Source organism: Geomonas diazotrophica (assembly GCF_018919385.1).
Taxonomy (GTDB): domain Bacteria; phylum Desulfobacterota; class Desulfuromonadia; order Geobacterales; family Geobacteraceae; genus Geomonas; species Geomonas diazotrophica.
The window spans coordinates 1-282 of the sequence record NZ_JAHLMF010000051.1 but is presented as its reverse complement, the minus strand read 5'-3'; the positions used below and the strand labels follow the sequence as shown (position 1 = coordinate 282).

Genomic DNA, 282 nt, shown 5'->3' with positions numbered 1-282 from the left:
CGATGGAGCCAAGGGGGGAGGCCAAGGGAAACACGGGGAGGAACCGCACGTGCCGGACACCGAGCCGGGAAAGCGTGTCCCAGGGGCTAAACCGTGTACGGCAGACAGCAAAGGAAAGAAAGAACGGTTCACAGCTCTGTATCACCATTTAACCGTTGAACTGCTCAGGGAATCCTTCTCCTGGTTGAAACGGGATGCGGCACCCGGGGTTGATGGGGTGACATGGGAAGATTACGAGCAACACCTTGAAGCCAACCTGATGGATCTGCATGCTCGCGTTCA

Annotated in this window: 1 protein-coding gene; it reads left to right on the top strand. The window is 57.1% G+C overall.

What is annotated here, in order from left to right:
• Positions 1–49 precede the first annotated feature (49 nt).
• Positions 50–282, top strand: a 233-nt coding sequence (locus KOM00_RS20510) for a hypothetical protein (protein WP_456264260.1), incomplete at its 3' end; no start/stop codon positions are given.